This window comes from Aeromonas sp. Y293-4 (assembly GCF_027705905.1).
GTDB lineage: Bacteria > Pseudomonadota > Gammaproteobacteria > Enterobacterales > Aeromonadaceae > Aeromonas > Aeromonas veronii.
Genome location: NZ_JAPDCI010000025.1, coordinates 13,876 through 40,449, shown reverse-complemented (window position 1 = coordinate 40,449; position 26,574 = coordinate 13,876). Strand labels below are relative to the sequence as shown.

The 26,574-nt window shown below is 58.0% G+C and carries 25 protein-coding genes; 6 read left to right on the top strand and 19 right to left on the bottom strand.

All coding sequences use genetic code 11. The features are described 5' to 3' along the window. The first annotated feature begins 86 nt into the window (after positions 1–86). From OKC31_RS19840 to OKC31_RS19820, 5 genes are all read left to right on the top strand, one after another. On the top strand, positions 87–1,820 hold the full coding sequence (locus tag OKC31_RS19840) for a reprolysin-like metallopeptidase (protein WP_270657473.1): 1,734 nt from the start codon (positions 87–89) through the stop codon (positions 1,818–1,820). 176 nt (positions 1,821–1,996) lie between these two features. Then, a complete protein-coding gene (gene pdxH / locus OKC31_RS19835) occupies positions 1,997–2,635 on the top strand; it encodes a pyridoxamine 5'-phosphate oxidase (protein ID WP_019444749.1) in 639 nt (212 codons plus the stop codon). A 36-nt stretch (positions 2,636–2,671) separates the two neighbouring features. After that, the gene (locus OKC31_RS19830) at positions 2,672–3,286 is read left to right on the top strand and encodes a glutathione S-transferase family protein (RefSeq protein WP_270657472.1); all 615 of its coding nucleotides are present in this window, start codon (positions 2,672–2,674) and stop codon (positions 3,284–3,286) included. After that, positions 3,286–4,926 carry a GNAT family N-acetyltransferase gene (locus OKC31_RS19825; protein ID WP_270657471.1) on the top strand — a complete coding sequence of 547 codons (1,641 nt, stop codon included), beginning with the start codon at positions 3,286–3,288 and terminating at the stop codon, positions 4,924–4,926. The genes OKC31_RS19830 and OKC31_RS19825 overlap by 1 nt, the downstream gene beginning before the upstream one ends. A 6-nt stretch (positions 4,927–4,932) precedes the next feature. Then, positions 4,933–5,472: a GNAT family N-acetyltransferase gene (locus OKC31_RS19820; RefSeq protein WP_005334630.1), complete on the top strand. Its 540-nt coding sequence runs from the start codon at positions 4,933–4,935 to the stop codon at positions 5,470–5,472. A gap of 96 nt (positions 5,473–5,568) precedes the next feature. Here the strand turns inward: OKC31_RS19820 and OKC31_RS19815 are convergent, their stop codons facing one another. From OKC31_RS19815 to OKC31_RS19725, 19 genes are all read right to left on the bottom strand, one after another. Next, a complete protein-coding gene (locus OKC31_RS19815) occupies positions 5,569–5,982 on the bottom strand; it encodes a hypothetical protein (RefSeq protein ID WP_270657469.1) in 414 nt (137 codons plus the stop codon). A 181-nt stretch (positions 5,983–6,163) separates the two neighbouring features. Further along, positions 6,164–7,294 carry a ribosomal protein uL16 3-hydroxylase gene (locus OKC31_RS19810; RefSeq protein ID WP_267511595.1) on the bottom strand — a complete coding sequence of 377 codons (1,131 nt, stop codon included), beginning with the start codon at positions 7,292–7,294 and terminating at the stop codon, positions 6,164–6,166. A gap of 139 nt (positions 7,295–7,433) precedes the next feature. Beyond that, positions 7,434–8,804, bottom strand: coding sequence for an adenylosuccinate lyase (gene purB, locus OKC31_RS19805; protein ID WP_005334624.1), 1,371 nt, complete (start codon positions 8,802–8,804; stop codon positions 7,434–7,436). Positions 8,805–8,933: 129 nt separating this feature from the next. Then, positions 8,934–9,548: a high frequency lysogenization protein HflD gene (gene hflD, locus OKC31_RS19800; protein WP_005334622.1), complete on the bottom strand. Its 615-nt coding sequence runs from the start codon at positions 9,546–9,548 to the stop codon at positions 8,934–8,936. A gap of 23 nt (positions 9,549–9,571) precedes the next feature. Then, on the bottom strand, positions 9,572–10,678 hold the full coding sequence (gene mnmA, locus OKC31_RS19795; RefSeq protein ID WP_005353619.1) for a tRNA 2-thiouridine(34) synthase MnmA: 1,107 nt from the start codon (positions 10,676–10,678) through the stop codon (positions 9,572–9,574). A gap of 318 nt (positions 10,679–10,996) precedes the next feature. Continuing rightward, the gene (locus OKC31_RS19790) at positions 10,997–11,488 is read right to left on the bottom strand and encodes an NUDIX hydrolase (RefSeq protein ID WP_270657474.1); all 492 of its coding nucleotides are present in this window, start codon (positions 11,486–11,488) and stop codon (positions 10,997–10,999) included. Beyond that, positions 11,488–12,393, bottom strand: a complete 906-nt coding sequence (locus OKC31_RS19785) for a pseudouridine synthase (RefSeq protein WP_270657468.1) — start codon at positions 12,391–12,393, stop codon at positions 11,488–11,490. The genes OKC31_RS19790 and OKC31_RS19785 overlap by 1 nt, the downstream gene beginning before the upstream one ends. Before the next feature lie 106 nt (positions 12,394–12,499). Next, positions 12,500–13,267 (bottom strand): PTS sugar transporter subunit IIA, encoded by a 768-nt coding sequence (locus tag OKC31_RS19780; RefSeq protein WP_270657467.1) that lies wholly within the window; start codon positions 13,265–13,267, stop codon positions 12,500–12,502. Next, the gene (locus OKC31_RS19775) at positions 13,267–13,572 is read right to left on the bottom strand and encodes a PTS fructose transporter subunit IIB (protein WP_005334611.1); all 306 of its coding nucleotides are present in this window, start codon (positions 13,570–13,572) and stop codon (positions 13,267–13,269) included. The genes OKC31_RS19780 and OKC31_RS19775 overlap by 1 nt, the downstream gene beginning before the upstream one ends. 219 nt (positions 13,573–13,791) lie before the next feature. After that, complete coding sequence (uhpT, locus tag OKC31_RS19770; RefSeq protein WP_005353611.1) at positions 13,792–15,198, bottom strand: hexose-6-phosphate:phosphate antiporter; 1,407 nt, start codon at positions 15,196–15,198, stop codon at positions 13,792–13,794. Positions 15,199–15,778: 580 nt separating this feature from the next. Continuing rightward, positions 15,779–17,689: a PTS fructose transporter subunit IIABC gene (locus OKC31_RS19765; protein ID WP_182963516.1), complete on the bottom strand. Its 1,911-nt coding sequence runs from the start codon at positions 17,687–17,689 to the stop codon at positions 15,779–15,781. A 535-nt stretch (positions 17,690–18,224) separates the two neighbouring features. Continuing rightward, positions 18,225–19,001, bottom strand: a complete 777-nt coding sequence (locus OKC31_RS19760; protein WP_232098397.1) for a phosphotransferase family protein — start codon at positions 18,999–19,001, stop codon at positions 18,225–18,227. 11 nt (positions 19,002–19,012) lie between these two features. Beyond that, positions 19,013–19,528, bottom strand: a complete 516-nt coding sequence (locus tag OKC31_RS19755; protein WP_182963517.1) for an AAA family ATPase — start codon at positions 19,526–19,528, stop codon at positions 19,013–19,015. 157 nt (positions 19,529–19,685) lie between these two features. Next, positions 19,686–20,381, bottom strand: coding sequence for a hypothetical protein (locus OKC31_RS19750; protein WP_236327085.1), 696 nt, complete (start codon positions 20,379–20,381; stop codon positions 19,686–19,688). 55 nt (positions 20,382–20,436) lie between these two features. After that, positions 20,437–21,153 carry a sugar isomerase domain-containing protein gene (locus OKC31_RS19745; RefSeq protein WP_182963518.1) on the bottom strand — a complete coding sequence of 239 codons (717 nt, stop codon included), beginning with the start codon at positions 21,151–21,153 and terminating at the stop codon, positions 20,437–20,439. A gap of 57 nt (positions 21,154–21,210) precedes the next feature. Then, entirely contained in the window at positions 21,211–21,669 is a 459-nt protein-coding gene (locus OKC31_RS19740) for a DUF6998 domain-containing protein (protein WP_201934317.1), read from the bottom strand. A gap of 357 nt (positions 21,670–22,026) precedes the next feature. Beyond that, on the bottom strand, positions 22,027–22,290 hold the full coding sequence (locus OKC31_RS19735; RefSeq protein ID WP_005334591.1) for a hypothetical protein: 264 nt from the start codon (positions 22,288–22,290) through the stop codon (positions 22,027–22,029). Between the two features lie 166 nt (positions 22,291–22,456). Then, positions 22,457–23,368 carry a BRCT domain-containing protein gene (locus OKC31_RS19730; protein WP_182963520.1) on the bottom strand — a complete coding sequence of 304 codons (912 nt, stop codon included), beginning with the start codon at positions 23,366–23,368 and terminating at the stop codon, positions 22,457–22,459. 240 nt (positions 23,369–23,608) lie between these two features. Continuing rightward, positions 23,609–24,646: a Mal regulon transcriptional regulator MalI gene (locus OKC31_RS19725; protein WP_005344074.1), complete on the bottom strand. Its 1,038-nt coding sequence runs from the start codon at positions 24,644–24,646 to the stop codon at positions 23,609–23,611. Between the two features lie 281 nt (positions 24,647–24,927). Between OKC31_RS19725 and malX the strand changes: the two genes are divergently transcribed. Then, positions 24,928–26,499, top strand: a complete 1,572-nt coding sequence (gene malX / locus OKC31_RS19720) for a maltose/glucose-specific PTS transporter subunit IIBC (RefSeq protein WP_270657466.1) — start codon at positions 24,928–24,930, stop codon at positions 26,497–26,499. Positions 26,500–26,574: the final 75 nt, after the last annotated feature.

Below are 26,574 nucleotides of genomic sequence, written 5' to 3'. Positions count from 1 at the left end.
CCTATCTGGAAAAGGTACTGGATGCTGGGTTGGCTAAATTGACCTCAATTTAACAATTTGTTCACGCTCTCACCCTGGGAGAGCAGGTGTTTGTCGATATTCAGCGCAACGGTACCTACGCTGTCTATTACAAAAAAGATGCACATTCAATGAGTGGCAAGAATATCAATGAGATCATTGACAAGTCCGAGCCGAAAAAAAATCTAGAAAATAATACTGAAGCGGCTCGTAACGAGGCTAGTTATAGCAAGGCAGCGCTTACCCAGTACAGCATTGCATTCTCTACCACTGGTGCATATACCAAGTTCTTTGGCGGCAAGGCGCAAGCCTTGGATTCACTGGCTGTATTGGTTAACCGTTTAAATGAGGTGTATGAAAGGGACTTGGGTGTTCGTTTCGTATTGGCAGAGGGAAATCACAATATTATATTCGAAAATCTTGCTGACGATCCTTTTGTGAATGGTAGATATCCAGGTGAAACAAGAGATACTCTTATAAATGCTAGAGTTCAGAGAGAGAAACTGATTAGTAGAGAGATTGGTTATTTCGACCTTGGCCATGTATTGACCGCGGGTAAAGATGCAGGTTCGGCGAGGGTTGGGTCATTATGTGATGACATAGGATATTTTTATTCATCCAGGTCTCAAGCTGTTACAGGAAATATCAATCCTGTTGGTGATGCATTTTTTATTGACTTCGTTGCGCATGAAATTGGCCATCAATTTGGCGCCAATCATACCTACAATGCAAATGGGACACAAAGAGAGCCATCTATGGCATGGGAGCCAGGCAGTGGTAGTTCAATAATGGGTTATGCGGGTTTGATGGGGGAGCAAAACGTACATCTCAACAGCGAGGCTTATTTTCATAGCAAGTCGATTGAGCAGATGCTGCAGCATATCATCGCGAGAGAAGCCAAAGCGCAGAAAGGGGAGATCGAAATCAAGGACGCAGCGATTCTTGCACCGACTATCGCATCGCGTTGTGGCGCCTCTATTCCGAGACAGAATGGGGACAATTTGGAGCCGGAAATTACCGAAGTGCCGCCAGTGCATGTGATCCCTAAAGGTGTGGCGTTTAGCCTGAGTGGTAAGGGCAGTGACCCTGATGGTGATGCACTTGTTTACACTTGGGAGCAGGTTGACCTGAGTGATGATGCAACGACGAGTGGCCATCAATTGAGCTCCGGGTTCCTTGCTACCGGTCCCCTTTATCGTTACGCCGCGCCGACAACATCCCCGGTTCGTCACTTTCCTTCGCTGGCTACCCAGTTGAAAGGGGAAGCTGAGAAAGGTGATGTCTGGGTCAATGTGCCGCGCACCCTTAACTTCCGTCTGGTCGCCCGTGATGGCAAAGGCGGTGGTGCCTATGGTGAGACCTCGGTCGAAGTGGTCGATACAGGTTCACAAACCTTCAAGATATTGCCAGCCCCTGACCAGCGTATTCTGGTTGGTAGCCCGACCACAGTGAATTGGCAAGTAGCTGGAACCGATGGTGGCCGCATCAACTGCCAGCGGGTCGATATCAGTTATAGCAACGATGAAGGCAAGAGCTGGCAGCCGCTGGTCAATGGCGTGAGCAACAATGGCGCTCATGAGGTAACCATTCCGGCCAATGCTGGCAGCGCTGTTCGCCTCAAGCTGGCCTGTAGCGACAATATCTTCTATGCCATTACGCCAAAACTGGCGACTAAGAGCAGTAACACACCGGCTCCCCAGCCTGAAAGCAATGGCGGCGGCGGTGGTTCGACCGGTCTGTTCGCGCTGCTGGGCCTTGGTATCGCTGCGCTGCTGCGTCGTCGTGAGACCATGAGCTACTAAACCAGATAACCCAAGGGTGAGATTACCCATCTTTGGTAAATTGATGAACCAAGCGAAGAGGCGTGAGCCTCTTCGCTTTTTTGTATGGTTTACAAGGTTCCTTTATCGAGCGCACAATGCCTGCAATCATTCTCTTGATGGTCGTGGAACCATTATTTATTTGAAGGAAAATCAAGATGATGGATGTTGCTGATCTGCGCCGTGAGTATACCCGTGGCGGGCTGCACCGGGCCGATCTGCCGGCCGAGCCGCTGGCGCTGTTCGAGAAGTGGTTGGCGCAGGCTTGTGAGGCCAAACTGACCGATCCCACCGCCATGGTGGTAGCGACGGTGGATGCCGATGGTCAGCCCTGGCAGCGCACCGTGCTGCTCAAGCACTACGACGCCCAGGGGATGGTCTTTTACACCAACATGGGGAGTCGCAAGGCGCAGCAGCTGGAAGGCAATCCCCGTATCAGTTTGCTCTTCCCCTGGCATACGCTCGACCGTCAAGTGCATGTGACCGGCCGGGTGGAGAAGATGAGCACCTTCGAGGTGATGAAGTATTTCCACAGCCGTCCCAAGGATAGCCAGATCGCTGCCTGGGTCTCCAAACAGTCGACCCGCATCTCGGCCCGCGGCGTGCTGGAGGCCAAGTTCCTCGAGCTCAAGCAGAAGTTTGCCAATGGCGAAGTGCCGCTGCCGAGCTTCTGGGGCGGATTCCGGGTGGTGATCGAGACGGTGGAGTTCTGGCAGGGGGGCGAGCACCGGCTGCACGACCGCTTCTACTACACCCGCGACGGGGATGGCTGGCATATCGAGCGTCTGGCACCCTGAGCGCGCTGTTCAATTCTGTTTTCACAAGGAGTGTGTATGCGTCTGTATGGTGATCTGCGTTCTGGCAACTGTTACAAGGTGTGGCTGCTGGCCCGCTGGCTGAAGCTGCCCCTTGAGTGGGTTGAGGTGGATATTCAGGCGGGGGATACCCGTACCCCCGCATTTCTGGCCAAGAACCTCAACGGCAAGATCCCGGTGCTGGAGATTGGCCAGGGCGATACGCTGGCGGAATCCAATGCCATCCTCTTCTATCTGGCGCAGGGCTCGTCTTTGTGGCCAACCGATCCGCGCCAGCAGGCCGAGGTGCTCAAATGGATGTTCTTTGAGCAGTACAGCCATGAGCCCTACATCGCGGTGGCCCGCTTTATCGTTCACTATCTCGGCCGACCCGAGTCGCAGGAGGCGCGGCTCGACGGTCTGAAAGCCGGTGGCGAGAAGGCGCTGGCGGTAATGGAGCAGCAGCTGAAACAGAGCCCCTATCTGTGCGGTGATGCGCCGACTATCGCCGATATCGCCCTTTATGCCTACACCCACGTGGCAGAGGAGGGGATCTTCTCCCTGCAGGGGTGGCCCGCTATCCGTAGCTGGATCGCCCGTATCCAAGCCCATCCCCGCCATCTGACGCTGCCAGCGGCCTGTCAGGCCAGCTGATGGAACTGCTGATCGAGGCCAGTCTGTGGCAACCGCAGTGGGCTGCGCTGTTGCTGCACTGGCAGCAGCAAGGTCATCGCTGGCAGCTGCTGCTGGGCAAAGAGGCGGCTGCCGCCCTCGATCAAACCGATGCTCCCTGGGCGAGCAGTCCTCCTGACGGGGTGCTCTGCCCGGGGGCCCTGCTGGCTGCCTGGCTCGATGGGGATCTGCTGGCGGATTTTCATGTTGATCCCAGCCGCCAGGTTCTGATCAGTGCCTCTACCTCGCTATTGACCCTCGCCAGGGAGCAGGGACTGCTCACCCTTGGCCCTGTGGGGGCCGATCTGCCGCTCACCCCCGAGGCCGATTTGGGCGCCGTGCTCAATCGCCTGCTGGTGCGCCGCGTGACGGTGCCGACCCTGGCTGAGGGGCATTCGCTATCAGGCGTCGTGCTGCGACCATTGCAGGCCGACGATGAGCGCGAGATAGTGCGCTACTGCAGCGACGAGGCGCTGGCGCGCTACACCCTCAATATTCCTCACCCCTATCCGCCGGAGGGGGCCCGCGACTGGCTGGCGCTCAGCTGGCGCAAGGCGGCGCTTGGCCTTGGCTGGAGCTGGGCCATCACCTTGCCAGAGGAGGGTGGGGCTGCGCTGGTCGGGGTGATCTCCTTGCGCTGGAATGGCGAGCTCGCCTGGTGGGTTGGTGTGCCCTGGCAGAATCGCGGTCTGGCGACCCGGGCAGCAAGCTTGGTCAAAGCGTTCGCCTTTGACCAACTTAATCTGCCGGCGCTGACGGCTCGCCATATGCCAGACAATTTAGCCTCCGGCCGGGTGATGGCAAAAGTGGGCATGCACTATCGTGGGCGGCGCCATATCAGCGGTCGCCAGCCGTGTGAGGTGAGTTACTGGCGACTGGATCGTGCACCCTGCTTACCCAATTCCTTGGCCGAGGAGATTGCCCGCTGGCTTGCTGATGAGCGGATTGCTGTGGTGATCCTGTGTGATCCCGCAACGACCAATCGGCAGAGTGCCAACGGCAAGCTGGCTATCTCGTTCTTTGTGGATGAGAGGGGCGCGGGGGAGAAGCCCTGTTTTCTGCGCTGCCCGCCGCATCTTGAGAGGTTGCTGGCGCTGCACTGTTATCCCGTCGATCTGCTGGAGCAGGCCGAACCGGAGCAGTTGTCCCATCTTGGCGGCATCTTGCTGAAAGACAGGGATGAACAGGGGCTGGCGTGGCTGCTGCAACTGGCCGCGCTGCAGCGGCAGGGGCCAGCGCTGCTCAGCCGCGAGGAGCGCGCATCACGGCGCCACTGGTTCAACCAATTGATGGCGCAGGCGCTGGGTGGCAACGGTGACTCGCCGCAGATACGCTATCAGCAGTTACGGCTGCTGGTGGAGCTGCCGGAGCTGGTCGATGAGCTGGATGGCTGTTGGTATCAAACGCCAGAACTGACCTTTGATCGGTTGGCGCGAGAGGCTCCCGCCCTCTGGCTGGCCTACCGGGAGGCGATGAACAGGGCCACCCCGGCTACGCTAACCGCCTTGCAGCAGCAGTTTGCAGCTCGTTTTCCTGAGTGCACCCTCCCATTTTTGGACAAAGGTACTCAGAATGACCAGCCGTTGTGTGGAATAATGCCCGCTCTGCTGTACGAGGAGTAATACCTGATGTTGAGAACCGAGCGCCCCGGTGACATGCTGCCGGTTTATGAGCTGCTGAGTGCCGCCTTCGGTCGTTCCGATGAGGCCGAACTGGTCAACCGCCTGCGCGAATGTGGTGCTGCCGTAGTGACCATGGTCGAAGAGGAAGAGTACGAGTTCATGGGGCACCTGATGCTAAGCCCGATCACCATTAACGGCATGGAAGGGCCCTGGCTTGGTCTGGCGCCGGTTGCGGTTCATCCCGACTGGCAAGGCCAGGGGATTGGCTCTGATCTCATCCGTGAAGGGCTTGATACGGCGCTCGAGATGGACTGGAAAGGGGTGGTAGTACTCGGGGATCCGGCCTATTACAGCCGTTTCGGTTTCCGCCCGGCCAGCGAGTTTGGCCTGCACTGCATCTATGAGGTGCCTGCCGACTGCTTTATGGCGATGGAGCTGCAGGAGCGCGGTTTTGCGGGTGTGCAGGGTGAGGTGCTCTATCACCCCCTGTTTGATGAACTTCCCGACGAGCTGCCGGACGCGCAGGCAGAAGAGCCCCATTTCTAGCGAGAAGTTGCAGCGACAAGCTATAACGAAAAAGCCCTCATCGAGGGCTTTTTCAGTTTATATCAGTCCCTGCCGGGCTTATTCGAGCAAATAGGCTCAGGCAATGATGTCGAGCTGGGTGCCCTTGCGATTATCTTCGCCAACCATGTCACCCATCTGCTGGGCGAGCGGGCTCTGCTGGAATTGCATGTAGTCGCTGAGATTCTGCTGGCGCTGGTAGCGATTCGCAGCCTGATACATATCAGCCGTGCTCGGGCCCGACTTGCTGTCGCTCTCCTGACCGCTGGCCTCCAGGTAGCGCTCCACCACGGCTTTATCTTGCTGGTTAGCCGTATAAGAGACCGCCAGGGTTCTGCGAGCCGTTGCTTTCTCTTCACTCTGTGCCTGCACTTCATCCTTCTTGATCAGCGCTTCGTTACGGGCCTGACTGACCTGCTCGGGTGTGACAGCCGGAGAGGAGGGGGATTTGCCGTAATCGGGCAGCGGCATGGGCCTAGAGGTGATTTGCATGGTGGCGCTTCTCTTGTGAACAGGGACGGATGCATGATACCCATCCATGTTAGCTCAATAAATCACCACTTGTCGGTTCATCAAGAGTGGGTTCAGCTTCACGCATCGATTGTTAATTGAACCGCCTCTGAGTGAAAAAAGGCGCCATAAGGCGCCCATTTATCCTTCGCTTACCACCTGCTCAGTTGAAGAACCAGTAACCGCGGTTGACCAGACGGGTCAGCAGTTGCAGGAAGCCAGCCTGATCGGCCAGCTCCACCATATCGGCCTGAGTGATGATGTCTTTGTCACACAAGAGCGAAATGGCGGCCGCGTCTTCGCTCTGCAGAGTCCAGGCTTCGCCGTCGATGAAGCATTGCTGGCTCTCGCCGCTAAACCAGACGGTGCGCAGACCCGGCACCTTGATGGCGGGCTCGCCCTGGGTCAGCAGGTCGGCTACCTCCTCGGCGCTGTAGTCCGGCTCGACCGGATTGACGTCGAGATCGTGCTTGGCCTCGGAGATCATGGTGCCGAACCACTCCTTGAACAGGGTCTCGTCATCGAGGGCCTGCTGCATCAGCTCGCGCAGACGGTGCAGCTCGTGGGGCTGGATCTCGCCGTGACGGGCGCGGGGCTTGAGATCGGCATCGCCGTAACGCTCGGTACGCACCTCGTTGTCGATCAGGTGATCGGCAAAGGAGGAGATAAGCGCCTTGGCATCCGGTGCGCGGAAACCCACCGAGAAGTTCATGGAGGGCTCGATGGCGTAGCCTTCGTGGGGGAATCCGGGCGGAATGTAGAGGATGTCACCCGGCTCCATGATGACGTCGATGATCGCCTCGAACGGCTCGCAGTGCAGCAGTGCGGCGTGGGCGGCAAACTCGTTGAGGGGCTTGGCATCGCCGACTCGCCAGTGGCGTTTGCCCAGACCCTGGGTGATAAATACATCGTAGTTATCGATGTGGGGGCCGACACCCGCGTGAGGGGTGGAGAAGCTCACCATCACATCGTCAAAGCGCCAGCCCGGGATGAACTGGAACGGCACGGCCAGCTCGTTCACCTCGGGAGCCCAGTGGTTGCAAGCCTGTACCAGAATGGTCCAGTTCTCTTCGCCCAGATGGTCATAGGATTCGAAGGGGCCGTGGGCGGCATTCCACTTGCCGTCGAAACGGGTGACGAGGCGGGACTCGACCACCTCTTCCATGGCCAGACCTGCCAGCTCATCCGGGCTGATGGGATCCTGAAAGTCCTTGAAGCCACCCTTGATAAGGAGCGGGCGCTTCTGCCAGTAGTGCTCGAGGAAGTGAGCGATATCCAGATTGAGTTCGTACATGCTGTTTCTCGTGTCTCGCAAAGAGGTTTTGCCCAAGGCGGGCTTGGGAAAAGCCACTCGGGATCCTGCCGTGGCAGGGAAAATAACAGGGGCCCTGTGGCGTATCGTGCACAGGGCCCCTTCGTCACTGCCGGTTGGCTTACTTCAGCAGATCGACCAGACGCTGGGCGTCGCCGATGTAGTTGGCCGGGGTCAGCTTCTTCAGCTCAACCTTGACCGCTTCCGGCAACTCCAGGGTGTCGATAAAGGTACGCATCCCTTCAGCATCGACGCGGCGACCACGGGTCAGCTCCTTGAGCTTCTCGTAGGGCTTCTCGATTCCGTAGCGGCGCATCACGGTCTGGATCGGCTCGGCCAGCACTTCCCAGTTGGCATCCAGATCGGCGGCCATGGCGGCGTCGTTGGCTTCCAGCTTGGAGATACCCTTGAGGGTCGCCTGATAGGCAATCAGGGAGTAACCCACCGCCACACCCAGGTTGCGCAGTACGGTAGAGTCGGTCAGATCACGCTGCCAGCGGGAGATGGGCAGCTTGCTCGCCAGATGCTGGAACACGGCGTTGGCCAGACCCAGATTGCCTTCGGAGTTCTCGAAGTCGATGGGGTTGACCTTGTGCGGCATGGTGGAGGAGCCAATTTCGCCTGCGATGGTGCGCTGCTTGAAGTGACCCAGGGAGATGTAACCCCACACATCGCGGTCGAAGTCGATCAGGATGGTGTTGAAGCGGGCCATGGCGTCGAACAGCTCGGCGATATAGTCGTGTGGCTCGATCTGGGTGGTGTAGGGGTTCCAGGTCAGGCCCAGAGAGGTAACGAACTCCTCGGAGAACTGGTGCCAGTCCACATCCGGGTAGGCGCTGAGGTGGGCGTTGTAGTTGCCGACCGCACCGTTGATTTTGCCGAGGATCTCCACCGCCATGATCTGCTTGAACTGGCGCTCAAGACGGTAGGCGACGTTGGCCATCTCCTTGCCCATGGTGCTCGGGGTTGCCGGCTGACCGTGGGTGCGGGAGAGCAGCGGCATGTCACGGTACTCGTGGGCCAGACGCTTGAGCTCGCTGATCAGCTTCTCGCAGTAAGGCTTGATGACCTCTTCGCGGGCGGTTTTCAGCATCAGACCGTGGGAGTTGTTGTTGATGTCTTCCGAGGTGCAGGCGAAGTGGATGAACTCGCTGACAGCCGCCAGCTCCGGGTTCACTTCGACTTTCTCTTTGAGGAAGTACTCCACCGCTTTCACATCATGGTTGGTGGTGCGCTCGATCTGTTTGATGCGGGCGGCGTCACTCTCGTTGAAGTTGCTGACGATGCCGTCGAGCAGGGCGTTGGCGGCCGCGCTCAGGGCAGGGACTTCCGGGATCCCGGCGTGGCTGGCCAGTTTTTGCAACCAGCGCACCTCGACTTCGACGCGAAAACGCAGCAGGCCGAATTCGGAGAAGATAGGGCGCAGGGCATCGGCCTTGTCGCCATAACGACCGTCAATCGGGGAAACAGCAGTCAGCGCGGACAGCTCCATGGGGTGAACTCCTGATGATTTGTGTGGGGGATCCGTATCCACTCGCGCGTGGGGCTGAGTTGTCATCAAGGCTGATGTGCGGCTGTTCACCCTGATGTCGACCTCGCTTGCCCGCGCGCGAGCCGATGATTAGTAACGTTTGGCCAGCTCCACCATCTTCTTGCGAGCGAAGATGATCTGGGTGCGGCTGCCACCGAGCTGACGCCACAGCACGCAGGCACGAATGCCCGCCAGCAGCAGGGCGCGCACCTTGTGCTGCACCAGCGGTTGCTGCAGGAACAGCGGGGTACCCGCCACCTGGATGCGCGGCCCGATGGGGCTGATAAGATCGCTGTAGATGCTCGCCATGTTGGCCAAAATCTGCTCGTCGAGCAGATCGAAGTGCTGTTGCTGGCGGCCAATCTGGCTGATCCGCTCACCCAGCATATTGAGAATGTCCTTGCGCTTGGCCAGCTTGCGCTCCAGCGCAATCAGGCTTACCACGTAGCGGGTCAGCTCGGCATTCTTCTGGCTGCCGTCGGCACCCAGCTGTTCGACCAGCGCACGGTAGCCGTCGCGAATGGCCAGATGGGTGTTGTTGAACACCTCGAGCGGCTGGCTCGGGTTGGTCACCAGAATGCTGGAGAGGCTCTCGCGCAGGGCGGCCTCGTCACAGCTGCCGTCTCGGGCCACCTTCTGCACCAGATACGCGGCCTGGCAGATGCCGGCAAAGGCCATTGTTCTGTCTTGGAATTTATCGCTCACGTCTGCTGCCTTCTGTTAAGGATTCAAACCGGATGGCTGAAACGTTGTTCGATGATGCCGCCGCCCAGACACACTTCCCCGTCGTAGAAGACGGCGGATTGGCCCGGGGTCACCGCAGCCTGCTTCTCGTCGAAGATAACCCGGATGGTCTCGTCGTCGATGGGCTGGATCAGGCAGGGGATATCCTGCTGACGGTAGCGGGTCTTGACGGTGCAACGACGCGGCTCGCGAATGGGAGTGCGATCTACCCAGTGCAGCTGGCTGGCGATGAGACCGTCGGAGTAGAGGCGAGGATGCTCGCCCTGCGCCACCACCAGCACGTTGCGCTCGACCTCTTTGTCGACCACATACCAGGCCTCTTCGGTGGCATCTTTGCGACCACCGATGCCGAGCCCCTTGCGTTGGCCCAGGGTGTGATACATCAGACCCTGATGCTCGCCGATCACCTTGCCATCCACGGTCTCGATTTTACCGGGCTGGGCGGGCAGGAACTTGGCCAGGAAGTCCTTGAACTTGCGCTCGCCGATAAAGCAGATGCCGGTGGAGTCTTTCTTCTTGGCGGTGATGAGATCGAGCTGCTCGGCGATGCGGCGCACCTCCGGCTTCTCCAGATCGCCAACCGGGAACAGGCTCTGACCCACTTGCTTTTCGCTCAGGGTGTAGAGGAAGTAGCTCTGATCCTTGTTGGTATCGAGACCGCGCAGCAGGCGCGGGCGGCCTGTGCTGTCGTCACGGCGCACATAGTGGCCGGTGGCGATGTAGGTGGCACCCAGCTCTTCGGCGGCAAATTCGAGGAACGCCTTGAACTTGATCTCCTTGTTGCACAGGATATCCGGGTTCGGCGTGCGGCCAGCCTTGTACTCTTCGAGGAAGTGCTCGAACACATTGTCCCAGTACTCGGCCGCGAAGTTGATGGTGTGGAGTTTCATCCCCAGCTTGTCGCAGACGGCCTTGGCATCAGCCAAATCCTGGGCGGCAGAGCAGTACTCGTCCGTGTCGTCTTCTTCCCAGTTCTTCATGAACAAGCCTTCGACCTGATAGCCCTGCTGCTGGAGCAGGTAGGCCGAGACGGAAGAATCCACGCCGCCGGACATGCCGACGATCACCTTGATTTGGCTGTTGTCTGTCATTAGTCGAAGTTACCAGTTCGTTTAAACGGGGCGTATTCTACCAGAGTTTTGCGCCCCCGGTCACATATCCATGCCGCAGTTCCCATCAGGAGCCTGATAGCAGGAAATCGTTTTTCTGTTTGTCAGCACCATGATGAAAAAATGGTGCCAAACGATATCGGATAGCCTGTTCACGATCTGTCACGAGAGGCCGTCAGCAAGGTAAAGAGCAGCGCAGGAACCGGAGCGTATGTATATACGTGAGCTTTCCTGATTGCAAACAAGCGAGCAGCACATGAGCCTTGATCACGGCCTCGCAGTAAGAGCGTGGACAGGTTTTCAAATAAAGGCCTTGAGTGCCGACAGCGGCAGCCGTGTCCCCGCCAGATAATCCTCGATGCACTGCCACACCAGCGGGCTTCTCAGGGCCGGTTTGCACTCGGCGATCTCCTCCAGGGTGAGCCAGTGGCAGGCGAGGATGTCGCCATCAGGATCCTCTGGATGGTGCTGACCGGGCGCTTTTTCAAGGTCGAAGATGATGGCGGTGCGCACATAGGTGGCCTCGCTGTCGGCCGGTTTGTAGAGATAGGTGCCAAGCCAGGCGGTAGGCGTGGCGGTCAGCCCCGTCTCCTCTTTCAGCTCGCGGCAGGCGGCGGTGAGCAGATCTTCACCGGCCTCCACATGACCGGCGGGCTGGTTGAAGCGGCGCTTGCCTTTTATCTCCTCTTCAACCACCAGAAAGCGGCCCTGCCACTGCACCAGGGCGGCGACCGTCAGGCGCGCCTCCATGCGGGCGTGGCTGGTGGTCGATTGCTCTGCCTGATTGCTCATCATGACTCCTTGTCGTTGCTATCGGGATTGCCCGCACGGGCGGGTCTGCGTGCCGTTCCTCGCCCGCTGCTGCGGGGTTTGCCGCCGGTCGGGTTTGAAGTTGAACGCTCGGTTGGGTGAGTGGTGCGGGGGCGCTCGTCCCGTCTCGGCTGGCTGGCCCGCCGTGGCGCATCCCTGGCGGTATGAGCGCCTGAACGGGATGAGGAGGGACGCGGGCGGCTGCTGGAGCTCGGCGCCAGCTCGGGGGCGGGCAGGCTGCGGCTCTCGCCGGGTGCCAGACCATCCAGGGTCCAGTCGCCGATGGCGTAGCGAATAAGGCGCAGGGTGGGGTGGCCGATATGGGCGGTCATTCGCCGCACCTGCCGGTTGCGCCCCTCGATGATCTTGATCTCCAGCCAGCTGGTGGGGATCTCCTTGCGCTCGCGAATGGGCGGATTGCGCGGCCACACCGCAGGTGCATCCATGATGCGCGCCCCGGCGGGCAGGGTCATGCCGTCATTGAGCTCCACACCGGCGCGCAGGGCGGCCAGTTTCTCCTCGCTCGGGAGCCCTTCCACCTGCACCCAGTAGGTCTTGGGGGTCTTTTCCCCCGGCTGGGTGAGGCGTGCCTGCAGCTTGCCATCGTTGGTGAGCAGCAGCAGCCCCTCGCTGTCGCGATCGAGCCGCCCTGCGGCATAGATGCCGGGCTCTTTGATGTAATCCTTGAGGGTCTCGCGGCCCGCCTCGTCGGTGAATTGGCAGAGCACCATATAGGGCTTGTTCAGCAGGAGCAATTTGCGATCCTCTGGGGCCAGCTCCGGTTTGCGGGGGGATGCATGGCGGGGTGCGGCTGGTTTGGCCGCCGTGCGCGGGGCGTTATCGCGCGGCGCGCGGCTGACAGAGAGACGGGAGCGGGGAGATTTCATCGGATACACACTTCAGACAGACGATGGCAGCGAGTGTACCACAGGGTGCTGAGGGCAGGATGAATGGCTGTGGCGTCACAACAAGCAGTGCCCAGAGCCAATTCGCCTAGCTCAGCAAGCTCTCAATCACGATAGCCTGACGGGCGGGGGCCGAGCCTGCCTGCAGCAGGGCGTGGCTGACCACATCGTCGATCATCGCCTGCGTCAGTCGGGTGAGGGGCCGCAGGGTCTCCCGTCCGCTACCGACCGGCACCGCCAGCAGAATAATGGTCTGCACCTGCCCGATTTGAGAGCCCCACTCGATGGGCTCCTTGCAGCTAAGCAGGGTCAGCGCTGGCTGGCTGATCCCTTCGCTCAATACATGAGGCATGGCAAGGCCGGGGCGGATGATGGTGGCCGATACCTGCTCGCGCCGCTCTACCGCAGCGGTCAGTGTGGCGCGGTCGGTGATCAGCTCGGCGGGCAGCAGATCGATTAGATGCTCGAGGGCCTCGGCTTTGGTCAGCGGTTCGGGGCTGTGGGCCAGCTGGCACAGGGCAAAATGGTAGTCGGGCAGGGCGTTGGCCAGTCGCAACTCCGCCAGCGCGGCGGTGCGCGGGCGCACCAGCGGTTGACCCAGCTCCCCGCACCAGCAGGTGAAGGCCATGTGGGCGAGCTCGGCATCGCATCCTTCGATCTGCAACTGGCAGAGATCGCCGGGCTGGGTGGCGAGGGTCAACAGGGAGAGCTGGTTGCTTGCGGCAACGGTCTGACGCCGGGTGAGGTTGGCACAGCGGATGGTGGATTTGAACATCCCCACCAGCCGGTTCAACTGCTTGGCCTGGGTGATGCTCAACCCCTGCTGGCAGTAGAAGGTGATCTCGCGGGTCAGCATCAGGCCGGGATCGGCAGGGCCTTGAGTACGGCGTTGGCATCCAGCAACACAGTTTCCAGTCTCACCTGATGGATGGTGCAGCCGAGGAAGCGCTCTTTCTGCTCAATCTCAATATCGGAGGCAATCAGCACCAGGTCGGCGCTGGCAATATCGCGGGCGGTCAGCATGTTCTCCATGCCCATGGCGCCCTGAGTCTCGACCTTGATCTTGAGTCCCAACCCAGTGGCGGCTTTTTGCAGGGCATCGGCAGCCATATAGGTATGGGCGATACCGGTCGGGCAAGCGGTGACGGCGACGATCTTCATCTGCTCTCTGTGATGCTGACAAGGGGGAGCAACAAGATAGCGCCTGCGGGGGGCTTTTACCAAAAGCGCATATGAAAAGTGGGATCTTGATGGGGATATGCCTGCCCCTTGAACGGCAGTGCAGGTTCATGCCGGGCCAGTCGGGTGTCTAGTTGCTTCAAACAACAAGGGCCACCCCGGTGGGTGGCCCTGAACAATCTGCGTCTGTTGTTATGGCTATCAGGCGGTCTGGGCGGCCAGTTCGGCGGCTTTCAGTTCGCGCTTGATGCGGCGGATCTTGCGCTCTTCGGCGACCGCGACACAACCCATCAGTACCAGACAGGCGGCGGCTGCGATATCCAGCGCGGCGAAGGTGCCGGTCCAGCCGGTCAAGCCAAAGATGGGGGTGCCATCAGCGATCATGCCCAGACCCAGTTTGGCGAAGCTGTCACCGATGAGGTAGGCAAAGGTGCCCTTGACGCCATCGGCCACGCTGATGCCCTGCTTGGGGACGAAGCCCACGGCGGCGACGCCGATCAGCAGTTGCGGACCAAACACCAGGAAGCCCAGGGTGAACAGGGAGCCCAGGAACATGAACTGGGTGGTTGCATGCTGGTAGAGACCCAGGGTGGCGATGATCAGCGCCAGTGCCACACAGGCAACCAGACCACGACGGCCATTGGCCAGATCAGAGAGGTAACCCCACATCAGGGTGCCGACCAGAGCGCCCACTTCGAAGAAGGTAAAGCCCTGAATGGCCACGTCTTTGGAGAAGCCCAGCTCCTGGTGGGCATAGACGGTAGACCATTGGTCGATACCGATACGCACCACGTAGAGGAAGATGTTGGCAAAGCAGAGCAGCCAGATCACCTTGTTGAGCAGCACGTACTTCACGAAGATCTGCCACTTGGTCAGCTGCTGCTCTTCGGTAGCGATATCCTCTTCGCTCGCCACTTCGTCAAACAGCTCTTCCACCTTGCCAAGGCCATAGGCTTCCGGTGAATCGCTACCAAAGCGCAGGCCGATAAAGCCGACGATCAGCGCGATGATGGAGGGGAAGATAAACATGCCGAGCACGTTGCCATCGAACAGGTAGTTGGCACCGAACAGCGCCACACCGGCTGCACCGGCACCGCCCACGTTGTGGGAGAGGTTCCACATACCCAGATAGGTGCCGCGCTTGTTGCGAGGGGTCCACTTGGTGATGGTGGAGTAGCTGCACGAACCGCCACAGCTCTGGAAGAAACCGCTCAGGGCATAGAAGAAGATCATGAAGTAGAGGCTGAAACCTGTGCCGCCCATGCTGGCACTGAAGCCCAGCATGCACAGAGCGGAGAGGATCAGCATCAGTGGCAGGAACTGCTTGGTGTTCTTGCCGTCGGCATAGTAGGAGACGATGGTCTTGCCCACCCCGTAGGTGATGGAGAAGCCAAGGCCGATCATGCCAAGCTCGGTCATGGAGAGACCGTACTCCTGGATCATGTCATTTTGCGCAATGTTGAAGTTCTTGCGGATCAGATACATGGTCAAATAGCCAATAAATACAACCAGATAAGATTGCATAAACGGCTTGAACCAGAGCTTGCGCCGGGCTTCGACCGGCAGGTCCAGGGTGGGGACCCGGACCTGTTGGAGCAATTTCAACATCTTCGTTCATCCTCTGCGAGATAGACGGTATTTCCGCCGCGCCCCTCATTTGTAGATAGGTTGTTCGAGGTCACGCCACGGAAGGGGGAACGGAACGTCGGGGGCTGTCAGCCGTTGCTGCGCTCGACGCTCCATCCATATAAACCCGGGCCCGGCACGGAATGACGGGGCACATTGCCCGTCGCGGTGCGGGTCACGACATCAGGTGAGGTGACTCTAATAAGAGGGGCAAAAAATGGCTTGAGAGCCATCCCTAGTGGGGCTAGGAAATTTTCCTAGTTTTTGCGCTTTCGCGGACAAAGCGTGAGAAACATCACACCGCTGACGCCAGATTGCTGCCATTTCAGCCAGTTTGGCGCTCTGTGTGAGTGCTGGGCTGGTGGGATGGATAGGCCAGAAGGAAGCAAGGGAAAGGCAAGGAGAGAGGTGAAGGGAGATACTAGGAAGAGTGCTTATCGACCACCATTTCTCGGGGGGCGATATTGGGAGATACGGCCCGCCAGCTATCCCCAAAAAACAAGAGGCCACCCCGTGGGGTGGCCTCTTTTATGCTCTATGAGCCGCGATGGCGAGGGGGCACTCAGGCCGCCTTGGCCAGGGTTACCTCGTCACTCTTTTTTACCCGCAGCTTTTTCAGGGCAACCGCTACCACGCCGGTGACGATGGCACCGCAGATCATGCAGAGCAGGGCCAGCAGCGGCTTGTTGACGGCACCCAGCAGGGCCACGATGGGGCCACCGTGGGCAACGCTGTTGGTGATGCCGAACAGGAAGGCCATCACAGCGGCGGTCATGCTGCCCAGCACGTTGGCCGGAATGACGGCGAGCGGGTCACGGGCGGCGAACGGAATCGCACCTTCGGAGATACCCACCAGACCCATGGCACCGGCGGCTTTGCCTGCTTCGATTTCAGAGGCATCGAAGATACCGAGCTTGCGACCAAGCACGGTAGCCAGCGACATGCCAAGGGGAGCGGCCGGGATGGCGCAGGCCATGGCACCCATAAACTGGGTCTGACCGGAGGCGATCATGCCGACGGAGAAGAGGAAGGCTACCTTGTTGACCGGGCCACCCATATCAAAGCCAGCCATACCACCCAGCACGATACCCAGCAGCACCAGACTGCCACCGCTCATGGAGAGCAGCATGGCGTTGAGGCCGGTCATCATGTCGGCAATGGGGGCGCCGATGATGAAGATGAATACGGCAGCGATAAAGAGCGACCCAACGATGGGGGCGATCAGGATCGGCACCAGCGGCTGCACCATCTTGTGGTACTGGCGAGTGGCAATCCAGCGCACCAGATAGCCGACCAGGAGGCCCGCGATGATGGCACCGATAAAGCCGGTACCTGCGTCAGCGCCGTAGAAACTGCCGTTGTTGGCGATCCAGCCGCCGATAAAGCCAGGTGCCAGTGCCGGACGGTCACCGATGGCGTAGGCGATATAGCCCGCCAGAATGGGGATCATCAGGGTGAAGGCGGCCACGCCGACGTTGAGGATCTGGTTCCACATGCTCCCTTCCGGGATCTGCATGCCGCTCGGGGTCGGGTTGCCGCCGATGGCCAGTGACAGGGCGATAAGCAGACCTCCGGTCACTACAAACGGGATCATGTGCGATACGCCGTTCATCAGGTAGCGGTAGAGATCCGAGCTGCCGCCGCTGGCGCGCTTCTCGTCACCCTTCTTCTCATCCTTGTCTGCCACATAGGCGGGGGCTTTCAGGGCCTGCTCAATCAGACCCTTGCCATCCTTGATGGGGGCTTTTACGCCGGTCTTGATGAGGGGCTTGCCGGCAAAACGGGCCATATCCACCTGCTTGTCACAGGCGACCACGATGGCGGTGGCGCGGGCGATCTCGTCCGCGGTCGGGCTGTTCTTGACGCCGATGGAGCCGTTGGTCTCCACCTTCACCTCATAACCCAGCTCCTTGGCGGCGCGCTCCAGCGACTCGGCCGCCAGATAGGTGTGGGCGATACCAGCCGGGCAGCCGGTGACACCGATGATAAAGCCCTTGCTGGTGGTTGGGGCCGCGCTCTGCTCCTCTTTCTTGGTCAGCAGCAGCGCCAGCGCATCGGCCGGGGTGTTGGCCGCCAGCAGCTTGGCGATAAAGCCCTCTTCGATCAGCTTGCCGGAGAGCTCGGCCAGCACTTCGATATGGTGATTGGCGCCACCATCGGGGGAGGCGATCATGAAGAAAATGTGGGACGGCTTGCCATCTTCGGCGCCGTACTCGATGCCATTGCGGCTGATGCCGATGGCGACCGCCGGGTTGCAGACTGCCGCACTCTTGGCGTGGGGCAGGGCCACGCCCTCTTCAAAGCCGGTGTTGCCCAGCTCTTCGCGGGCCCACAGATCCTTGATAAAGGCCTGCTCGTCGCTGACCTTGCCTTGCGACGCCAGCAGGCGGGCCATCTCGGTGAAGACCTCTTCCTTACGCGTCGCTTTCAAATCGAGATTGATCAGATGTTCATTGATCAAGGTGGTGATCATGGCGCTCTCCCCGCTTCCGGTGGTGGAAGCTATGCGTGAGTACGTATCGACGTACTGGATAAAAATGACCTGTTCATTATCGTGGCTCGCTCGTCCCCTCCCTATCGGACAAATGTGCTAATCACTGGATTTTTGTGCGCAGTAAAACGCGATGTGATGAAGATCCCGTTTTCAGGCAGGACTCGCCATTTTCAGATTGTTGCTATTTTTTTCTTTAAAAACAGGTGAATGGATTATGGTTGGCTTCGCAATCAGGTTTGTAATGCGTCATGTCAATAAATTAATCACCAGCGGGGTCTGGATTTATATGTGGTTTTAAGGCGTTATCAGATGTGACCTTTCTCACAAAAAGTCGCCATTTCGTCGGGCGGATTAGGATTTTTATGCGCCTGATGGCGGAGGCCAATCGCATTGGTTGGGCGAGCGCAGAGGGGCGTTGTTTGGGAAGAAAGTGTGGTGGCAAGAGAGGGATGGCTGAAAAGAGAGAGGTGATAACGCGAACGTCCGAATACGCTGTGCTATTCGAACCTACGGATTACACCATATGCGCCACCGACTCCAACCAGCGGGGCACTTGTTGCCGATACCACTCCAGATATTGCTGTGCCTGCGGCTTCTCCCTTCTGGTCAGCAGATTGGTGACCTCAATAATCAGCCAGCACTTGGCCATAACGAGATGGCGGAGCAACCGGTCGCCAGAGAGCAGCGAACTGTGGCGCTGATAACGTTCAATGATAGTTTCATACTCAGCCTGTGAACCCATCCGCGGCACCAGCGGGGCCAGATCGATGGCCGGGCTGCCATAACCAAATCGCTCCCAGTCAAACAACACCAGCTCACCATTGTCGCGGGTGCCCCAGTTGCCCTCATTGCTATCTCCCGAAATCAGACATGACTCCTCGAATAGTTCGTGACCAAGTTGCTGGATATGGCGGATCTTCTCGTTTACCACTTCCGGCAGGCAGAGTACAGAGAGCGCCTCGTCGGTGTCGGCCTGCGACCAGCCGTGAGTTTTCACCGAAAAGTCGGGTTGATAGTTGGCGTTATGCAGGCTGGCCAGCTGAGCAAAGGTCTGTTCGTTGTGGTGCCGCTGCGTGAGCGTGACCGGATGAGGGATCTGCTCAAGGAACAGGATCTCTTCTTCGGCCCTGAGCAGGGCAGGTGTGTTGAGCCCGCTCAAATGCGGGGCTGCACGTTGGTAGAAATGGCGCTCGACAGGCGATGCGCCGCTTTTTCTGATACAGGGTTTGCCATCCAGCAGCTGGATATTTACCGAAGCGCCCCCCATTTTCGCCAGCTCCTGTTGCGTCATCCTCTACCCCGTTAGCTATGAGTGGTCAGTTGCGTGAGATAGCTATTTACCTCTGCCCGAGTCGTGAAACGGTGCTTGTCGTTTGGGAATCGATCAAACAGCTCGCGATGGAATTGGCGGGAGCTTTTGCCGGCTCGCTGCCCATATTCCGATGCCCACACCAGCAGTTGTTGAAAGCTCTCTTCGGCTGCCACTGCATCCCGTTGCCTGGCACTCTGTGATCCGCGCGATAGCAGCGAATCACGGCATACTGACCAGTCGAGATCCAGAAAGAGCAGGGTATCAGCGGCATCAAGCAGTTGCTCGGCTAGGGCACCAAATACCCCTTCGACCACCCATGAGGGCGCTTGAGCAAGAGTTTGAATGGCATGGTCAATCTCATGCTGGGGCCGTTTTTGGTTAAAGCCGCCCGGTTGCCAGACGATGGTATCGAGATTGACCTCGCGGATAGTTAACTGTTCAGCCAATCGAGCCGCCAACCAGCTCTTGCCCGATCCCGAGTTGCCAATAATCAGAATTCGTTGCATCTATGAGCTCTCTTTTTTGGAACAGATATCTGGAGGCTGGAAAGTAGAGATGATGACGTGAATGTCCGAATACGCTTCGCTATTCGAACCTACGGGCCATCAGGATTTATGGTCAAATTAGGTATCACCGCACATCTGCGTTATAGATAATTTTATTTTACTCATCAGCCATTAGATGGATTTCTATTTCACCGATTAGATTTGATTTTTTGCGTCTGTACTCGTCGATAGCATAAATTTTATTCTCTTTATCTTTGGGTGGTACAGGTGTTTCTGGTAGCTCCTTAACCAAAGCAATGCATTCTTTTGCGACTAAATCCTTATCAGCTAAATCACAGATATTATCCATTAACTTTAGTATTTCATTTTGCGCATCATCAATTTTATCCACAATATCAGTGGCGAGCATAGCTCCTTTTGCTCCACGTTTAATGTTTTCCAATTTATTAAAAACTTTATGAATGGAGCCAATGATTCCAGTTCTAGCCTCCACTCTGATTACATCATGATGTTTTGCCTTAGTTTGATATAAAGATTCCGATATGATGGCATCCGATAGCCATTTTGCATCAGAGTACAGAAGTTGAAGGCCCTCTCTGAAGTCTTTATAAGAACTAATACCTTGAAGTAGAAGCATTAGTGTGCCAATTACAGTTACACGAGCTTTTATTGAACCATCTTCAAACTCAACATTGATCTCAAGACCTTCAGATAAAAAGAACTCAGTACGAGTCAAGGAAAACATTCTTAAATTTTCCTTGAATGACTCTAACTGTTCATCGGTTTCCATACCTCTCGGCTCAACATGAATATAAGCCTGACTAAGGATGTTTTTGTTTATATAATCTGCCACTATGTGATCTCAATTTTTGTTGATGGTTTAATTTAAAAAATCTATATATAGATTTTTACATCGACTTCAATCGCCCTTGGAAATGGCGGTAAACATCATCGTTATTAAAGCCATCCACATTCTGGCTGGAGAAAATAAGCGGGGTGACTCCTTGTGCCAGTGCCAGTTTCTGCGCTTCCACAACCAGCGTATTGATCAGCACCATGCCGGAGATGGAGGAGAAGGCGCCGGTGACCCGATCATTGACTTCGCACAGGCCATCGCCCGGCGGCACGCAGTTGTCCAGTACCAGATCGGCCAGCTCCATCAGTTTCTGGCCAGAAGGGTGACGACTTGGGTTTTGCGCCGATTGCGCCACTGAGGTAATAGCGATCACCTTGTGGCCGCGCGCTCTGGCAAGCTGGGCCCACTCGATGGGCAGGGCGTTGCGCCCCGAATTGGAGATGACCACCATCAGATCCCCCGGCGCAATCGGCTGCTCCTCCCACAGGATGGCGGCAAGCCCCGGCAGCTTCTCCAGCGCCGAGCTGCGCAGGGCACCATCGGCGGTGGTGACGGTGGAGTCGAGCACGGCGTTGATATTGCCAAGGCCACCGGCACGGATAAACCCCTCCAGCCCGACCATATGGGAGTGCCCGGTGCCCAGCATATGGATCATCTTGTTGTGGACGATGGCCTCGCTAAACCAGTGGACCGCCTGCCGGATCCCGGCTTCGTTCTGGCTGACCATGGTAGCGATGCGCGCTTGCAGTTTTTCGACGTACTCAAACATAACGGCGGGGATCCTTGTGGATTGCTGGAGAGGGGCACCTCATCCTGTGCACGGGTTCTATTGGGTGACTTTTAAGATCCGCTGAGGTTTATCAACCTGCTTGTTTAATTCTTTGAGCTTGTTAAGAGATATTTGGTATTGACCATTTGAGGGCAGGGGCTTCCCGTCAAACTGCTGCCATACCAATTTTCCCGGGCCATTAAAAATCTCTTCGAATGTGCCGTTGGGAAGAATTTTGATGGCGATGGTGTGTTCTGGCTGGCTGCGGAAGGCGACTGATTTTGCCTGCGTGGCTTTGATTTCAACTTGCAGCCCGGATGGAGATAAAGCGTCATATCCCTTGTTTGATGCATTCATCAATTCTAACCCGTAAGCATCTGCAACCAGACATTCGCCAATACTGCCGACCATATGGCCATCGGGCGTAAAGTGTCGCCCCGGAAACATTTCTTCAAGCTCCTCTACTGTCGAGTAGAGCTGTTGTACCAATCTCTGGAATCGCTTGTGATCGAGCATGTTTTTTACCGCTTTGATTGTTCAGTTTTGTCGGTCGGATTGTCGAAGCGTAATTGGACGGTCACGAGGAAATTATCGCTCCATCCCATTTCTGGCTGGCACGCTACCGCCCCTGGACGACAGCCTCCACTCTGCTGCTGTTAACCGGCGATGTGGTGGGAGGGGGTGGCGCTATGGTGGCCAGAGCGATCTCGGCAACGCCCTCCCCAATCCCGGTTGCCAAGTGAGCCATGGTACTCAAGGTGGGGGCAATGCAAAACCGGCAGCAGGTAAAAACCTACCAAGGATCAACAAACTACTTGCTTGATGGCGGGACTTTATTCGGTTGGTTGTGTGACGGATGACAGACTGGAGCCATCAATACTCCAGAAACTTCTCCCCGCAGCGTTCGCAGATCAGATGTTTTACATGGGTGGTCTGGTAGGCCAGTGTTTCACCAAACGCCCAGTTGGTGATGCTGCTGGAAGTAAAGGCTTGCCAGAAGGCTTTGCGCGGATCCTTGGGCATGATGTCCTGGCTGTGATCGCGGGCGACCAGCACCACGATATGGCGGGTACGCTCCCTGCATTTGTCACAGCGATGGATTTCACTCGGCGGGTTCTGGTCGTGCGGGTTGCTCATAAATGGGCTCGTGAAGTGAGGCAGGCGCCCATCATATCCCTCTTCACTTGGCTCTCAATCTCTCCTTGCCGGCGCAGTGAGCGGCCTCACGTTTTGGCGTGCTGTTGGCTAGCAGAAGGAGTGAATTGTCAGGGCGCGGGCGTGAGCCCCCGCCGTGATATAAGGTTCAAGCCGACTCGTGCAGAGTGTTGGCATGGGCAAGCCAGGCTTCTTCGGTGACGATACGTACCGAGTGTCCTTTCTCCTGCAACAACATGGCCTTTTCGATTTTTCTGCCGTATGAGGAGAAGCGCCAATCCCGCGAACTGAGCTCACCGATGATGAGGTAATCAAGTTTCTGGGTGACAGAATCTTGGGGAGTTGCCCCCAATAGCAAGGCTGTTTCCTCGCACTGTCGGCGTGTACCGGAAAGAAACATGCCGGTGAAGCAAACAGTACAGTCATATAGGGTATCTATTTCGGAGTCACTGATGGCCAACTTGGTTGCCATACCCGTGACAGCCCCCTGCTCGAAGGGATTGCCGATAAACAACATCAATTGTTGCTGCAACTCCTCTCTCTCTTCGGCAGTAATAATGCCATCCAAAAGGATACGCTCCACCGTCTGATACAGCTGTTTTCCGGGATAGTGGGCCCTCAGCATGCTGTTTTGTTTCATCCACCAACTCAGGTAATGGATCTCGTCATCGGACAGCTGTTGATCTCCCATCAACCCCTGACAGAGCCCCTCGAGTAATAGCTTGTCTGATTCCTCTGAATAGAAGTCGACACCCGGTAGATGACGATATGTTTCCATCAGACGGGGAAGCGCACTCATAAGGTGGACTTTTTCTTCTTCACACAACTTACCGTCTTGCAGCACATTAGCGACCATTTCTCGTAGCTCACGAAAGATCCAGCCGTTGAGGCTGGCACTCTCTTTGAGCCAAGTATCCAGATAAAGGATCTCCTGCTCATCGATTAGACTGTCTGCGATTATGCCATCCAAGATCCCCATCAGATTATTCAACAGCTTGTCGCGGTTGCGTGCTGCATTGTAGTTAGCGACTGGCTGGCCATGACGATTCAATTCACCCATTGCATGATCCCTTGCTGGTTACAAAGAGAGTGGGAACTACCCGTAGAGATATGGCTCGCTGCGGGTGAACCTAATGACCTCATCATATAAAAGATGGCTTCAATCAGGCCAGAAGACTTGTCTGCCATTCGTCACGCATGTGAGCTTTGTCGAGAAATGGTTCCCAAGAAGATTGGAGATAAATGTCCATGCTTGCCGGGTGGCGGGCCAACTCATGTTCATCTAGTAAATGGCGGGAGCTCAGGCCGACTCCCGCTTTTGTAGATTGGGGGTGATGATATGGCGGTTGGGGGCGAGCTCGGGTTGCTGCATCCGGGTCAGCAGTCGTCTCGCCGCCTGACGGCCGATTTCGCGGGCCGGTGAGCTGACGAAGGTGAGAGCGGGGGAGGTGAGTTCGGCCTCTGCCACATCGTCAAAACCGAGCAGGGCCACCTGCTGGCCGATGTAGTTGTCCTTGCCCACGGTGCGGCCGCTCGCCTCGACGCCATAGATGGCGCCGAGCGCCACCTCGGGGTAGTGGCAGAGCACGGCGGTCACCTTGGGGTGCTGGTGCAGCAGCTGGGCGATGGTGTCGGCGGCGCTGCGCTGGGTGCGCTCGCACTCCAGTACCCACTCCGGTTTGAAGGGCAGGCCATATTGCAGCAGGCTGGCGCAGTAGCCGCCGATGCGCTCGGCACGGGTGAGGGAGTCGGCCCGCCCGCCGACATAGGCGATATGGCGGTGCCCCTGCTCGATCAGGTAAGTGGTGGCCTGCTTGGCGGCGTGGGTGTTGTCGGGGCCGATAAAGTCCACGTCATCCCGATAGTAGGAGCGGGCGGCGCACACCACCGGCAGCTCGGAGTCGAGCAGGGTCTCCAGGGTTTTGGCCGCAGCGCCGCGCACCGGATTGAAGATGATGCCCGCCACCCCTTGGCGTGACAGGGAGTGGATGCTCTGCTGCAGCCGCTCCGGGCTGTGGCCGCACTGGGTCAGAAACAGCAGATAGCCCTGCTGCTCCAGCACCTCGCTCACCCCGGCGGTCACTTCGGTATAGAAGGGGTCGGTGATGTCGCGCAGGATCAGCCCCACCAGATTGGACTGCTGGCTGCGCAGGTTGGCGGCGGCGCTGTTGGGCACATAGTCGAGCTCTTTTATCGCCTGCTGCACCCGCTCGGCGGTGGCCGGCGAGATGCGCCCCTTGCCGTTGAGCACCATGGAGACGGTGGTGACCGACACTCCCGCCCGCTGGGCGACGTCGGTGATCTTGGTGGCTTTGGCAGAGAGGGATTTGGGCGACATAGGGCGAATGGACGACGGACAGTTGAAAGCGAGGCCCCAGCATACCTGCTTGGGTTGCCAAGTGAAACGTTACATCACCATCTGGCCGATCCGGCTCACAAATTTGGATCATGCTGCCAGCCAGCCCCCTTATTCTGTGATCCTGTCGGCACTTGTAAATTGATAAAACGTTTTATCATCCAGCAAAACCTGATGCTGACCCGCGCCTCTGCGTCGAGATTGCTACGAGCAGCCACGGGGAAAGCCGCAGATATTGCTGTCTATTCACAAGGAGCCGTTTCATGGCCAAGCCTCAAGCCAAATCCACCATCTGGGAGTTCCTGCAGAGCCTCGGCAAGACCTTTATGTTGCCGGTCGCCCTGCTGGCCTTCTCGGGCATCCTGCTCGGTGTCGGCAGCTCGCTCACCAGCGATGCGGTCAAGCAGAGCATGCCCTTCCTCGACAATACAGTGCTGCAACTGCTGTTCCTTTGGATGACCAAGGTGGGGCTGGTGGCCTTTATCTACCTGCCAGTGATGTTTGCGGTGGCCATTCCGCTCGGGCTGGCGCGGGAAGAGAAGGGGGTCGCAGCCTTTGCCGGTTTCGTCGGCTATGCGGCGCTCAACCTCTCCATCAACTTCTACCTGACCGTGGCCAACGTCATCGGTGACGGGGCGGCGGAGAAGGCCTACGGGGTGAAATCGATCCTCGGCATCAGCTCCATCGACACCGGTATTCTGGGGGCCATCATCGTCGGGGTGATCGTCGCCAAACTGCACGCCCGTTTCTACACCTACAAGATGCCCGATGCGCTCGCCTTCTTCGGCGGTGCCCGCTTCGTGCCCATCATCACCGCGCTGGTGCTGGGTGTGGTCGGTCTGGTCGTGCCGTTCGTCTGGCCCTGGTTTGCCGCCGGCATCAATGGCATCGGGGCGCTCATCTCCCACGCCGGCCCCTTCGGCCCCTTCCTGTTCGGTACCGGTGAACGTCTGCTGCTGCCGCTCGGTCTGCACCATATTCTGGTGGCGCTCATTCGCTTTACCGAAGCGGGCGGCACCCAGCTGGTATGCGGTCACGAGGTGAGCGGCGCCCTCAATATCTTCTACGCCGAGCTCTCCTGCGCCGACACTTCCGGCTTCTCGGTCTCTGCCACCTCCTTCCTCTCGCAGGGCAAGATGCCAGCCTTCCTCGGCGGCCTGCCGGGCGCGGCGCTCGCCATGTATCACTGCGCCCGCCCGGAAAATCGCGGCAAGATCAAGGCACTGCTGGTCTCCGGCGTGGTGGCCTGCGTCATCGGTGGGATCACAGAGCCGCTGGAGTTCCTGTTCCTGTTCGTGGCGCCGGTACTCTACGTCATTCACGCCATCCTGACGGGTCTGGGCTTTATGACCATGGGGCTGCTTGGCGTCACCATCGGCAACACTGACGGCAACCTCATCGATTTTCTGGTGTTCGGCGTGCTGCAAGGCACCGCCACCAAGTGGTATCTGGTGCCGGTTGCGGCTGCCATCTGGTTTGCCATCTACTACAGCGTGTTCCGCTTCGCCATCGTGCGCTTTAACCTCAAGACCCCCGGCCGTGAAATCGAGACTAGCGAGACTGCCCAGCCCGCAGGCAAGAAGGCCGGCAACAGCGGTTACAACGGTGAAATCATCCTTAACGCCCTGGGCGGGGCCGATAACATCCTCGTGCTCGATAACTGCATCACCCGCCTGCGGATGTCGGTGCAGGATATGAGCCGGGTCGATGACAAGGTATTGAAAGCAAACGGCGCCATCGGGGTGATCAAGCTCGACGAGCACAACCTGCAGGTGGTGATCGGCCCGCAGGTGCATCTGGTGAAAAACCAGCTGCAGAGCCTGATGGGGGCCTGAACCGGCCAATAAGAACCGAACGGGGGGCGCAAGCCCCCCTTGTTTGCCTCTCCCAATATGTCTCCTGTTTATGGA

Bases quoted from the DNA above. Each gene is read 5' to 3' on its own strand.
- pdxH (WP_019444749.1), top strand. From the start codon at position 1,997: ATGATGGATGTTGCTGATCTGCGCCGTGAGTATACCCGTGGCGGGCTG.
- OKC31_RS19830 (WP_270657472.1), top strand. From the start codon at position 2,672: ATGCGTCTGTATGGTGATCTGCGTTCTGGCAACTGTTACAAGGTGTGG.
- OKC31_RS19825 (WP_270657471.1), top strand. From the start codon at position 3,286: ATGGAACTGCTGATCGAGGCCAGTCTGTGGCAACCGCAGTGGGCTGCG.
- OKC31_RS19820 (WP_005334630.1), top strand. From the start codon at position 4,933: ATGTTGAGAACCGAGCGCCCCGGTGACATGCTGCCGGTTTATGAGCTG.
- OKC31_RS19815 (WP_270657469.1), bottom strand. From the start codon at position 5,982: ATGCAAATCACCTCTAGGCCCATGCCGCTGCCCGATTACGGCAAATCC.
- OKC31_RS19810 (WP_267511595.1), bottom strand. From the start codon at position 7,294: ATGTACGAACTCAATCTGGATATCGCTCACTTCCTCGAGCACTACTGG.
- purB (WP_005334624.1), bottom strand. From the start codon at position 8,804: ATGGAGCTGTCCGCGCTGACTGCTGTTTCCCCGATTGACGGTCGTTAT.
- mnmA (WP_005353619.1), bottom strand. From the start codon at position 10,678: ATGACAGACAACAGCCAAATCAAGGTGATCGTCGGCATGTCCGGCGGC.
- OKC31_RS19790 (WP_270657474.1), bottom strand. From the start codon at position 11,488: ATGAGCAATCAGGCAGAGCAATCGACCACCAGCCACGCCCGCATGGAG.
- OKC31_RS19785 (WP_270657468.1), bottom strand. From the start codon at position 12,393: ATGAAATCTCCCCGCTCCCGTCTCTCTGTCAGCCGCGCGCCGCGCGAT.
- OKC31_RS19780 (WP_270657467.1), bottom strand. From the start codon at position 13,267: ATGCTGACCCGCGAGATCACCTTCTACTGCCAGCAGGGGTTGAGCATC.
- OKC31_RS19775 (WP_005334611.1), bottom strand. From the start codon at position 13,572: ATGAAGATCGTCGCCGTCACCGCTTGCCCGACCGGTATCGCCCATACC.
- uhpT (WP_005353611.1), bottom strand. From the start codon at position 15,198: ATGTTGAAATTGCTCCAACAGGTCCGGGTCCCCACCCTGGACCTGCCG.
- OKC31_RS19765 (WP_182963516.1), bottom strand. From the start codon at position 17,689: ATGATCACCACCTTGATCAATGAACATCTGATCAATCTCGATTTGAAA.
- OKC31_RS19760 (WP_232098397.1), bottom strand. From the start codon at position 19,001: ATGACGCAACAGGAGCTGGCGAAAATGGGGGGCGCTTCGGTAAATATC.
- OKC31_RS19755 (WP_182963517.1), bottom strand. From the start codon at position 19,528: ATGCAACGAATTCTGATTATTGGCAACTCGGGATCGGGCAAGAGCTGG.
- OKC31_RS19745 (WP_182963518.1), bottom strand. From the start codon at position 21,153: ATGTTTGAGTACGTCGAAAAACTGCAAGCGCGCATCGCTACCATGGTC.
- OKC31_RS19740 (WP_201934317.1), bottom strand. From the start codon at position 21,669: ATGCTCGATCACAAGCGATTCCAGAGATTGGTACAACAGCTCTACTCG.
- OKC31_RS19735 (WP_005334591.1), bottom strand. From the start codon at position 22,290: ATGAGCAACCCGCACGACCAGAACCCGCCGAGTGAAATCCATCGCTGT.
- OKC31_RS19730 (WP_182963520.1), bottom strand. From the start codon at position 23,368: ATGGGTGAATTGAATCGTCATGGCCAGCCAGTCGCTAACTACAATGCA.
- OKC31_RS19725 (WP_005344074.1), bottom strand. From the start codon at position 24,646: ATGTCGCCCAAATCCCTCTCTGCCAAAGCCACCAAGATCACCGACGTC.
- malX (WP_270657466.1), top strand. From the start codon at position 24,928: ATGGCCAAGCCTCAAGCCAAATCCACCATCTGGGAGTTCCTGCAGAGC.